Raw genomic sequence first — 10,561 nt, forward strand, 5'->3', positions numbered from 1 at the left:
CTGCCGGCAGCGGTGCTGGACGAACCGGACCTCGCCCCCGGCCTCGGCTGGTATCTCGATGCCTTCGCGGAGCTGGCGAGCTGCCGGTCGCTGGCGATGTCAGCTATCGGGCCGATCCCCTGGACGGCACTGGATTCTTACGCGCGGCGGCATGGCATCGCGGGCGAGGCTTTCGAGACCTTCGTCCTCCTGATCGCGGCGCTGGACGCCGCCTGGCTCGCCCATATCGAGGAAGGCCGCTCATGAGGCTCACCGTCACCGGCATCGCTGAAACCGATGCCGCACTGGAAGCGGAAATCGCGGAAACCCGCGACCGCCTCGCCGCCAACCTGCTGACCGAGCTGCGCGCCGCCACGCCGGTCGAGACCGGCCGCGCGCGCGACGGCTGGCGGATCACCGAAACCGGTATCCGCAACGACGTGCCCTATGTCGGGCGGCTGAATGCGGGATCATCGCGGCAGGCGCAGGCGGGATTCGTCGAGGCCGCCATCGACCGCGCGCTGGACCGTGATCTGGAGGAATAGCGATGCAGAAAACCATCGAGATCGCGCTCGACACGCTGCCCGCCGAACGCGGCTTGCGCACGCTGTCGCGGTCGCTGGCGGAGATCGGCGAGAGCGCCGACCGGCAGCAGCCTTCCCTGCAACGGCTGAGCGGCCAGATCGGCGGCATCTCCGGCCAGCTGGCCGAGCTGGAGCGCCGGAGCCGGCCGATGACGGACGCCCTGCGCACCGCCGCCGAGGGCATCCAGCGCGGCTTTTCCGACGCCTTCACGACCATCTTCCGCGAAGGGCGGCTGCGCTTCGACGATCTGGCCGGCCATCTGAAGAATGCCTTCGCCCGGCTGCTGGGGGAACTGGCGGCACTCGCCATCGCCCGCCCCGTCATGGTGCCGGTGGTGGCGGGGCTCGGCTCGCTCATGGGCCTGTCCGGCAGCGCCATCGCCGGTGTCACGGACAGGCTGGGCGGGTCTGGCCCCGGCCTGACCGACCTGCTCGGGCTGGGCCGCTCGCTGATCGGCGGCGATATCCTGTCCCCATTACTCGCTTCGGGCCTGCCCTCTTTGTTCGGCGCGACGGCGGTAGGGCTGGGCGGTGGAGCGACCGCCGCCAGCCTGGGCGTCTCCGCCGTCGCCGGCGGCATGAGCAATGCCGGCATCGCCACGGCGGGTTCGCTGGCTGGATTCGGTTCCGCCCTGTCGCTGGCGCTGCCGGTGGCGGGCATCGCCCTGCCCTTCCTGCTAGGTGGCCTGTTCGGCGGCAAGCCGAGCGACCACACCGCCTCGCTCCAGGGCATGCTCTCCGGCACGCTGCGCCCGACCGAGGATGGCGCCAATGCCGAGACGCGGCAGGCGCGCGACGCGCTGCAGGGGCTAGTGATGGGGGCGCTGGCCGAGGTGACGCGCGGCCTGAAGCTGCCGCTGCCGGACGATCTCTATCTTGACCTTGCCACCGGCGGGCGCGACGGCAACCGCTTCTGGCTCTACCGCACGCAGGACGATCTCTACGGCCAGCCGGCCTCCGCCCGGCCCGATCCGCTGGCCAGCGGCAGCTTCGCCGATGCGGAAGGGCTGGTGGCCGCGCTGGTCGAGTCGCTCAGCGAAGCGATGACCGGCAGCGCCGTGACGCTGGAACAGCTGACCGCGCGCAATTTCGCCGATGCGGCGCGGCGCGCGGCGGACGGCATTCCCGACGCGCTGGACCAGGTGATCGCCCGCTTCCGCGAGCTGCGCGGCACTGCCGAGGATCTGGCGGCGAAGGGGCTGATCGACCTGGATGCCGTACTGGCCGATCTGCGCCATGTCCGCGATGACGGGCTGACGCAGGCGCTGTCCGGCCTCGATGCCACGGCCCTGCGCGCGGTCATCGATTATTACTCGACGGTCGAGAGCAACATTCCGGTGCTGCGCGCCGCCGAATCGGCGCTGGCGGCCCTCGGCCAGACGGCGGAGGGCACGGCGCTGCGGCTAACCGCGGCGCAGCGCGCCTATGCCGATGCGCAGCTTGCCGCGGCGGAAGACTATCTGCGCGCGATGGAGGATCAGGCGGCGGACTGGCGGCGCATGGCCGACACGCTCGCCCGCACGCGCCTGTCGCTGCTGACCGATGCCGATCTGTCGCCGCTGTCGCCCGCCGACCGGCTGACCGAGGCGCGCCGCCAGTTCGACGAAGTGTCTGCCCGCGCGCAGCTGGGCGACAGCGCCGCCATCGGCGAGCTGCCGGACCTCAGCCGCCGGCTGCTGGAGGCGAGCCGCGCCTACCATGCCAGCTCCGCCGATTACTTCGCCGATTTCGAGCGGGTGAGCGGCGTGCTGCAGGCGACCGAGAGTCTCGCCAGCCGACAACTCGCCATTGCCGAAAGCCAGCTTGTCAGCCTGCGCAGCCAGACCGACACGCTGCGCCAGATGCTGACCGGCCAGCAGGCCATCGCCACCAGCCTGGCGCAGCTGCCCGCCATCCTGCAGGGGCTGATCGCCGGGCTTGGCGCGAGCGGCGGCGGCTCCGGCGGCGGGAGTTCGGGCGGGGGTGGGTCGGGTGGTGTTGCTTACGTTCCCGGCAGCTATGGCGAAACCGCCTCGGCCAGCGAGTATATGGCGGAGATCGGCCTGACGCGCTCGACCCGCGACGCCATCCTCGCCGGCCTTGGCCAGACCATGTCGGGCGGCGGCACGGTGCGCGACCGCATCGATTCCGACGCGGCCTTCGCCGACTCCTACCGCGCCGCCATCATCGCGGCCGGCGGCACGCCGAACTTCGCGGCGGGCGGCTGGCATGCCGGCGGCCTGCGCCTCGTCGGCGAGCAGGGCCCGGAGCTGGAGGCGACCGGCCCGGCCCGGCTGTTCACCGCCGGGGAGACGCGCCGGCTGCTGGCGCCCGACAGCAGCAGCGACGAAGCCGCCGGGGAGGTTGCGGCGCTGCGCCGCCAGCAGGCCCGCGAGGCGGAACAGGCCCGCGCTGACCTTGCGTCCTTGCGCGCCGAAATGAGCGCCATCCGCCAGTCCCTCGGCCGCGTCATCGCGGCGGGGTAAAGACACGCGCCTTCCATCTCTATCCGTCACCCCCGCACTTGTTGCGGGGGTCCAGGCTTCCGCTTGCTGGATCATCGGTCGAGTAGGCTGAACCCTGGATTCCCGGGACAAGCCCGGGAATGACGGTCAGAGAAACGGCACCGCACGGTGAATCCATTCCCCCTATCCCTCGCCCCCTTGAGGGAGAGGGTTCAAACCCCCTCACAGGAACCATCCCATGCCGATCCTGTATCTGGCCGAGATCGCGCTGTTCCAGGACGGCGCGGTGGAGACACTGCGCCTGTCCACCGGCCCGTACCGCACCGCGCCCGACGATCCGGCGCTGCCCGATACCGAGTTCCTGCCGCTGATCGTCAGCCCGCCCGGCTTTTCCGCCCATGCCTTCGGGGCGGGCCGGACCGGCGGGCGCTCCGTCACCGGGGCGGGCGAGATCGTGCTGAACAATGCCGACCGCTTCTTCGACCGCTATGCCGGGGCGGGCTGGGACGGGCGGCCCTTCCGCCTCTATCGCGGGCCAAATGGCGGTCAAGCTGGCGGGCGCTTCGGCGATTTCGAGATGATCTTCGCCGGCACGGCGGAACAGGCGGAGTGGCGCGATTTGCACCTGCATCTGTTCCTGCGCGACAGGCAGGCGCAGTTCGAGGTGCCGATCCAGCGCGAGACCTACGAAGGCAGCAACAGCGGCGCGACCGGCAATGAGGGCACGGCGGACGATATCAGGGGCCGGCCGAAGCTCCTGTGCTACGGCCTGTGCCACAATGTGCCGCTGGCGCCGCTGAACACGGCGGCGCTGCGCTATGGCGCGCATGACGGTTCGATCTTCTCGGTCGATGAACTGTACGACCGGGGCGCGCCGCTGTCGAAAGTGACGGGCACGCCTGCCGCCGGCCAGTACCGCGAGACTGTGACCGAGGGCTTCGTGACGCTGGGCGGCAGCCCGGCCGGCACCATCACCGCCAAGGTTTCGGGCGAGCGGCTGGAAAACCTGTTCCTGTGGTCGGAGCAGTTCATGAACCCGGCCTGGGCGAAGGACGAAGGCGTGGCAGTCGAGAACGATGTGATCACCGGCCCGAATGGCGGCCCCACCGCCGAACGCATCGACATCCCCGCCAATGAGGGCGCGGGCTTCCGCCAGAGCGTCAGCGTGACAGCCGGCCAGCCCTACAGTTTCTCGATCTATCTGCGCAGCGTCATCGGCAGCGTGACGCTGGGCATGGGCATCGAGACCGAGCAGGAGATCACGCTGGACGAAGGCTGGCGGCGCTTCACCGTGACCGAGACCATCTCCGGCGCAACCGTCTCGCCCGGTATCTTCAGCCTGGGTGGGGCGGCGGCGATTTACGCCTGGGGCGCGCAGATCGAGCTGGGCAGCGTGGCGAAGAATTGCATCGTCACCGGCGGCGCGCCGCACCCGTCGAGCTACACCGCGCAGCCCGCCGACATGCTGCGGACGATTGCTGTCACCCGCTCCGATCTGGTCGATTTCCTCGATCTCGACCATGCCAGCTTCCAGGCGCTGAACGAAGCGACTTCGGGCATCGGCCTCGGCCTGTTCATCGACCGCGAGATGAGTATCGCCGAGGCCTTCGACCTGATCTGCGAGAGCATCGGCGGCTTCTGGCACTTCACCCGCGCCGGCAGGCTGGCGGTCCGGCGGCTGGAAGCGCCCGCCGGCAAGCCGGTGGCCATGTTCGACCGGTCGATGGTCGCCAACCCGCGCCGCCTTGCCACCAACGATGCCGGGCGCGGCCTGCCGGCCCACCGCGTGGTGCTGGGCTGGCGCCGCAACTGGCTGGTGCAGCAGGGCGACCAGCTGGCCGGAAGCGTCCCCGCCGAACGCCGCGCCTTCCTGTCCGAGGAATACCGCACCGTGGCATCCGCCGATCCGGCGGTGCTGACCGCGCACCCCCTGTCGGAGGAGCTGCGCCGCATGACGCTGCTGGAAGACCCGGACGACGCGGCGCTGGAGGCCGACCGGCTGCTGGCGCTGCATGGCGTGCGCCGCGACCTGATCGAATTCGAGCTGCCGGTCGCCGCCTATTTCGAGGCCGGCGCGCCCTGGCTGGGCGACGAGATCGCCTACCGCGACGACCGCTTCCTCGATTATGCGACAGGTCGAGCGCTGATCCTGCTCGGCGTCGAGGAGGACTACACCGCCGACCGCATCACCCTGCAGGCCTGGGGATAGGGGGAGGCCAGTGCTGGTCTCCCCTCACCCGGACGCCGCGCATACACTCTCTCCCGCCGCCATCCATTCTCCAGCCGTCACCCCCGCACTTGTTGCGGGGGTCCAGGCCTCCGCTAGCTGGATGGTGGCCCGAGCAGGCTGAACCCTGGATTCCCGGGACAAGCCCGGGAATGACGGCTGAAGGAAGCGGCACAACCGCGTGTACCAATCCTTTCTCCTCCCCCCACTCCCCCCTTTTCTTGCAACCGGAACGGACCGACCATGGCGAACATGATTCTCGGCTGGGTGAACGAGGCTGACCGCGCGGACCTAAGCGGCGGGCGCTGGGCGGCGGCACTGCCGCAAACGGCGCTGGCGGATGACCGGCTGTCGAAGGCCGCGCGCACGCTGGGCAACCGGACCGCCGATACGGCGATCCTGGCTGATCTGGGCGAGGCGAAACCCATTGGCCTGGCCGCGCTGTTTGGCGCGGTTGCCGCCCCCGCTGCCGGCTGCCCCGGCCCCACGTCGCGTTACCGCCTGCGGGCCAGCGACGATGCGCGCCTCGCGGGGCCGTGGCTCGATCTCGACTTCACCGGCTATGGGCCGGAAGACCCGCGCATCGCCTTCACCCGCACCAGCCTCGCCACCCGCTTCGACCGCAATGGCGTGATCCAGGGCTATGGCCTGACCGAGCCGCTGACCATCAACCTCGACGGGTTCGATCCGCCCGGCACGCTGGAGATCGTGCTGCAGCAAAAGGACCGTGCCTTCTGGGTCGGCGAGGCGGTGCGGCTGGCCGATCCGGAGGATGCCGCCCGCTATCTCGACGGCACGCTGATGGCCTTCGAGAAGCAGAGCGGCCATGCCCGCCTCGCCATCGCCAGCGTCGCCGGGACCGGCAGCCCGACCATCGCCTGGCGGCTGGAAAGCCTGGCCCCGCGCTATGGGCGGCGGCAGGATCATCAGCCGGCCAGCGGCGCGCCGCGCGGCTTCCTGATCGAGGGCGCGCGCACGAACCTGCTGGCGCGTTCCGCCCAGTTCGACGATGCCGCCTGGACCCGGCAGAATGCGACCATTACCGCCGACGCCGCGATGGCGCCGGATGGAACTATCGCCGCCGATGCGCTGGTCGAATCCGCGGCGACCGGCATCCACCAGATCACCCAAGCCGCCAGCGTGGCGGAGGGTGCCATAGTCACGCTCAGTCTGTTCGTGAAGCCGGCCGGGCGGACGCGCCTCGCGCTCCTGCTGTCCAGCGGCGGGGATTTTGCGCAGGGAACCTTCGACCTTACCGCCGGCACCGCGACAACGGCGCAGGGCGGGACCGGCACGGCGCTCTCGGCGCGGCTGGTCCCGCTGGCCAATGGCTGGGCGCGTTGCGTGCTGACCGGCTCCATCGCCGGGGAGGCCTCCTATCTCACTGCCTGCCGCCTGCTGAATCCCGGCGGCACTTACGAGGGCGACGGCAGCGGCGGACTGCTGCTCTGGGGCGCACAGGCCGAGGAAGGACCGGACGCCAGCAGCTATATCCCGACAGAAGGCGGCCCGGCGACTCGCGCCGCCGACAGCGCCAGGATGACATTGGACTTTATGGCGGAAGGCACGCTGCTGGCCGCCTACCGCAGCCGGCGCACCGGGTCTGTCGCCATCGCCGGACTGACTGACGGTACGGCGGACAACGCCATCGAGTTGCGCCACGGACCGGACGGCGCAAGGCTGGGCTCGATCACCACCGGCGGCATCGAGCAGGCAACGCTGTCCGTCGGCAGCGCCCTTGCCGATACCGCCTATGTTGCCGGCCTTGCCTTCGCAGCAGGCGATATCGCGGCGGCGGGTGATGGCGGCGACGCGGTCACGCAGGCGTCGGGGACTATCCCCGCAATCACCGGCCTCGATCTCGGAAGCCGGCCGGACGGCGAACGGCTGGACGGGCATCTCGCCCGTGTGCAGCTCTATGGCCGGCGGCTGAGCGATACCGAGCTGTCGGCGGCCAGCGCGGCGCTGGCGCTGCAGCTTGGCCCCGTCACCTACGATTCCGGCTGGCTGGATGTCTGGCCGGGCGGCGGACGGCGCGACGGCTATGCTGCCGTGATGATGGCCACGCCGCCGGATGTCGCCGCGCGCTACTGGCGTTTCGACCTGGATGACGGCGCCAGCACCGATGGCTTCCTCGACCTTGCCCGGCTGTGGCTGGGGCCGGCGGTCAGCCTGTCGGTGAATTACGAGTATGGCGCCTCACTGGGGCTGGAGGCGGAAGCCCGCATCGCCCGCGCGCAGGACGGCACGGCCCGCTTCGGGGACAGTGCGCGGCGGCGCGTCGCGACCTACCCGATCGAGCATCAGTCGGCGCAGGAGGCCTACCGCGTGCATCTGGAGCTGCAGCGCGCGGCCGGCCCCATCGGCGAGGTACTGGCGGTCGCCGACCCCGAGGATGCCGAGTTCCGCGCCGAGCGGGTGTTCATCGCCCGGCTGCGGTCCCTGCGGCCGGTCACCCACCGCGCCTTCCAGCTGTTCGCCACCGAACTGGAGCTGGAGGAACGGCTGAGTTAGGCGGGGTGCCCGCCATCCTTGCCCTTGGGGTGCCCTTTCAACTCCACCCGTCACCCCCGCATTTATTGCGGGGGTCCAGGCTTCCGCTCGCTGGATCGCCGGTCGAGTAAGCTGAACCCTGGATTCCCGGGACAAGCCCGGGAATGACATCTGAAGGAAGCGGTAGCGAACTAGGCGAAGCTGGGTGAGGGGGAACAAAAATCCCCTACTCCGCCTTATCGAGCCAGGCGGCGGAGAGGAAGACGCCATCCCGGAAATCGCAGCGCCAGGCGCGGCGCCAGCTGCCGTCCGGCGAGACCGCCTCGGCGAGGATCGTCCAGTCGCCGCCGCGATGCGTCAGTTCCGACGGGTCGAAGCGGGCATCCCGCGCCTCCGGCAGGGCGGCGCGCAGCGCGGCGAGGCAGGGTTCCATCTCGTAGCGCACCCGCTGTTCCGGCGGTGTCGCAGCACAGGCGCCAAGCATCAGCAGGCAGATCAGGATCGGCAGGATTCTCGGCACGGGCACGGCTCCGGGGAACGTTCTCCGGGGGATGGGCTGTCACCCCTAGCACATTTCGACGAGACAAGGAGGGTTCGCATGACCCGCGACGAACGAGAGCGTCTGGCAACGCTGGAACAGCAGATGCGCGACAGCCGCGACGATATGGCGGAGCTGAAGCAGGATGTGAAGGCGATCCGCGGCACGCTGGCCGAGGCGCGCGGCGGCTGGAAGCTGCTGATGCTGCTGGGCGGCGCGGCGGCGGCGCTGGGGGCCGCCTTCGGCAAGCTGCTGGGCGGTGCCTTACCGTGAGCCTGTTCTTCCGGCACTGGTCGCTTGTGCCCAATGCGCTGTGGCGCTGGCCGGACTTCACGCCACGGGAAATCGCCAGCCGGGGCGATGGCTCGCTGCTAATCGCGCCCACAGCGCTGGACCGGTTGCAGGCCCTGCGCAATGCGCTGCGCCGGCCGGTGATCGTGACCAGCGCCTACCGCGACCCGGTGCACAATGCCCGCGTCGGCGGCGCGCCGCTGTCGCGCCACAAGGCGGGCGACGCCTTCGATCTGGCGCTGCGCGGCCAGAACCGGGCGGAGATGCTGGACGCCGCCCGCGCGGCGGGCTTCACCGGCTTTGGCTTCTATTCAACCTTCCTGCATGTCGATTGCGGGCCGGCAAGAGAGTGGGGAGACAAACGATGGACGTCCTGAGCTTCTTCGCCTCGATCCTGACCGGCGGGGCGACCGGCCTGCTGGGCCTCGTGGCGTCCGCCGGCATCCGCATCCTGGAGGCGCGCGAGAAACGCCGCACGCTGGAGCTGGAACTGGCCCATGCCGAGCGGCTGCACCTGTTGCAGATGGAGGCGAAGAATGCGGAGTGGGAGAACGAACGGCTGATCGCGGAGCTGACCACGGCGCGCGACCTGCGCACCGCCTCCTACGATCACGACCGCTCCTATGGCCGGTGCAGCCAGTGGGTGACGAACATATTGCGCCTCGTGCGCCCCATGCTGACGCTGCTGCTGATCGGCCTGACCGGCTTCGTGTTCTTCGCGCTGTACAGCGACGAGGACCGCCGCCGCATCGTCGAGATGCTGGTCTATGCCACCACCGCCGCCATCATCTGGTGGTTCGGCAGCCGCGACCTGGAAAAGGGGAAATGAGGGGCGATGTGAACCAGTCATCATCTTGTCCCCCCCGGGCTTGACCCGGGGGTCCAGGGGCGGTGCTTAGCCTGTAACGTTACAGAACGTGGCCCCTGGATTGCCGGGTCAAGCCCGGCAATGACATCGAGAGGAAAACAAATACACGATCAAACTCGCCCCTAATCCAGCAGCGTCGTGGGCAGCCAGAGGGCCAGCTCCGGGAACAGGATGACGAGGCCGAGGCCAATCACCTGCAGGATCACGAAGGGGATGATGCCGCGATAGATCGACTGGATCTTCATTTCGCGCGGTGCCACGCCCTTCAGGTAGAACAGCGCGAAGCCGAAGGGTGGCGTGAGGAAGCTGGTCTGCAGATTGACCGCCACAAGGATGGCGAACCACAGCACCACGCTCTGCGACGGCACATGCCCCTCGAAATCCAGCAGGCCGACGATGGGCGCGAAGACCGGCAGCACGATCAGCGTGATCTCGATCCAGTCGAAGAAGAAGCCCAGGAAGAACACCACCCCCATCAGCACGAACAGGATGCCCCAGGGGCCGAAGCCCAGGCCCTCGATGAAGTCGATCACCAGATCGTCGCCGCCAAGCGAGCGGAAGACGTAGGAAAAGGCGGTCGCGCCGACAAAGATGAAGAACAGCATGCCGCCGGTCAGGGCCGAGCGCTCGCACACTTCCTTCAGCACCGCGAAGCTGAGCCGCCGGTTGAAGATCGCCAGCAGCGTGGCGCCGAAGGCACCGACGCCCGACGCCTCGGTCGGCGTCGCCCAGCCGGCGAAGATCGACCCCAGCACCAGCGTGATGAGCAGGATCGGCGGGATGAAGCTGCGCGCCACCATGATCAGCAGCTCGGCCGTGTTCTCCGGCCCCTCCGCGTCGGGCATCGGCGGCGCCATCTTCGGGTTCAGCGTGCGGGTGGTGGCAATATAGAGGAGATAGATCGCCGAGAGCAGGAAGCCCGGAATGATCGCCGCCAGGAACAGGCTGCCGACCGAGATCGCCAGCAGGTCGCCCATGATGACCAGCATGATCGAGGGCGGGATCAGGATGCCCAACGTGCCCGAGGCGCAGATCGTGCCGGCCGTGAAGCGTGATGGCGCGGTTGGTCATGGGATACCTCAGTCGAACAGGATGCCAGGCAGCCAAGTGGCCAGCGCAGGCACATAGGAGACCAGC

Annotated in this window: 9 protein-coding genes and 1 pseudogene; 8 read left to right on the forward strand and 2 right to left on the reverse strand. The window is 69.5% G+C overall.

What is annotated here, in order from left to right:
- The first annotated feature begins 12 nt into the window (after positions 1 to 12).
- The 5 genes from MK313_RS07070 to MK313_RS07090 all read left to right on the forward strand — a co-directional run bounded on the left by MK313_RS07070 (position 13) and on the right by MK313_RS07090 (position 7,748).
- Positions 13 to 246: a hypothetical protein gene (locus MK313_RS07070; protein ID WP_287780625.1), complete on the forward strand. Its 234-nt coding sequence runs from the start codon at positions 13 to 15 to the stop codon at positions 244 to 246.
- Entirely contained in the window at positions 243 to 524 is a 282-nt protein-coding gene (locus MK313_RS07075) for a hypothetical protein (RefSeq protein ID WP_287780626.1), read from the forward strand. Before MK313_RS07070 ends, MK313_RS07075 begins: the two co-directional genes overlap by 4 nt.
- Positions 525 to 526: 2 nt before the next feature.
- Positions 527 to 3,028 carry a hypothetical protein gene (locus MK313_RS07080; RefSeq protein WP_287780627.1) on the forward strand — a complete coding sequence of 834 codons (2,502 nt, stop codon included), beginning with the start codon at positions 527 to 529 and terminating at the stop codon, positions 3,026 to 3,028.
- Positions 3,029 to 3,245: 217 nt separating this feature from the next.
- Entirely contained in the window at positions 3,246 to 5,216 is a 1,971-nt protein-coding gene (locus MK313_RS07085; RefSeq protein ID WP_287780628.1) for a phage head spike fiber domain-containing protein, read from the forward strand.
- Positions 5,217 to 5,477: 261 nt separating this feature from the next.
- Positions 5,478 to 7,748, forward strand: a complete 2,271-nt coding sequence (locus MK313_RS07090) for a phage head spike fiber domain-containing protein (protein ID WP_287780629.1) — start codon at positions 5,478 to 5,480, stop codon at positions 7,746 to 7,748.
- A 205-nt stretch (positions 7,749 to 7,953) separates the two neighbouring features.
- Here the strand turns inward: MK313_RS07090 and MK313_RS07095 are convergent, their stop codons facing one another.
- Positions 7,954 to 8,247 carry a hypothetical protein gene (locus MK313_RS07095; protein ID WP_287780630.1) on the reverse strand — a complete coding sequence of 98 codons (294 nt, stop codon included), beginning with the start codon at positions 8,245 to 8,247 and terminating at the stop codon, positions 7,954 to 7,956.
- Between the two features lie 78 nt (positions 8,248 to 8,325).
- Here MK313_RS07095 and MK313_RS07100 point away from each other — a divergent pair, with 78 nt between their 5' ends.
- From MK313_RS07100 to MK313_RS07110, 3 genes are read left to right on the forward strand one after another with little or no spacing between them, the layout of a single operon-like run.
- On the forward strand, positions 8,326 to 8,538 hold the full coding sequence (locus MK313_RS07100) for a hypothetical protein (RefSeq protein WP_008945376.1): 213 nt from the start codon (positions 8,326 to 8,328) through the stop codon (positions 8,536 to 8,538).
- A complete protein-coding gene (locus tag MK313_RS07105; protein ID WP_287780631.1) occupies positions 8,535 to 8,933 on the forward strand; it encodes a D-Ala-D-Ala carboxypeptidase family metallohydrolase in 399 nt (132 codons plus the stop codon). The genes MK313_RS07100 and MK313_RS07105 overlap by 4 nt, the downstream gene beginning before the upstream one ends.
- Positions 8,921 to 9,385, forward strand: a complete 465-nt coding sequence (locus tag MK313_RS07110; protein WP_287780632.1) for a hypothetical protein — start codon at positions 8,921 to 8,923, stop codon at positions 9,383 to 9,385. The genes MK313_RS07105 and MK313_RS07110 overlap by 13 nt, the downstream gene beginning before the upstream one ends.
- Before the next feature lie 161 nt (positions 9,386 to 9,546).
- Here the strand turns inward: MK313_RS07110 and MK313_RS07115 are convergent.
- Positions 9,547 to 10,467 (reverse strand): annotated as a pseudogene (locus tag MK313_RS07115) (TRAP transporter large permease); the annotation flags it as partial.
- Positions 10,468 to 10,561: the final 94 nt, after the last annotated feature.

The organism is Oceanibaculum sp. (assembly GCF_022449305.1).
Taxonomy (GTDB): domain Bacteria; phylum Pseudomonadota; class Alphaproteobacteria; order Oceanibaculales; family Oceanibaculaceae; genus Oceanibaculum; species Oceanibaculum indicum.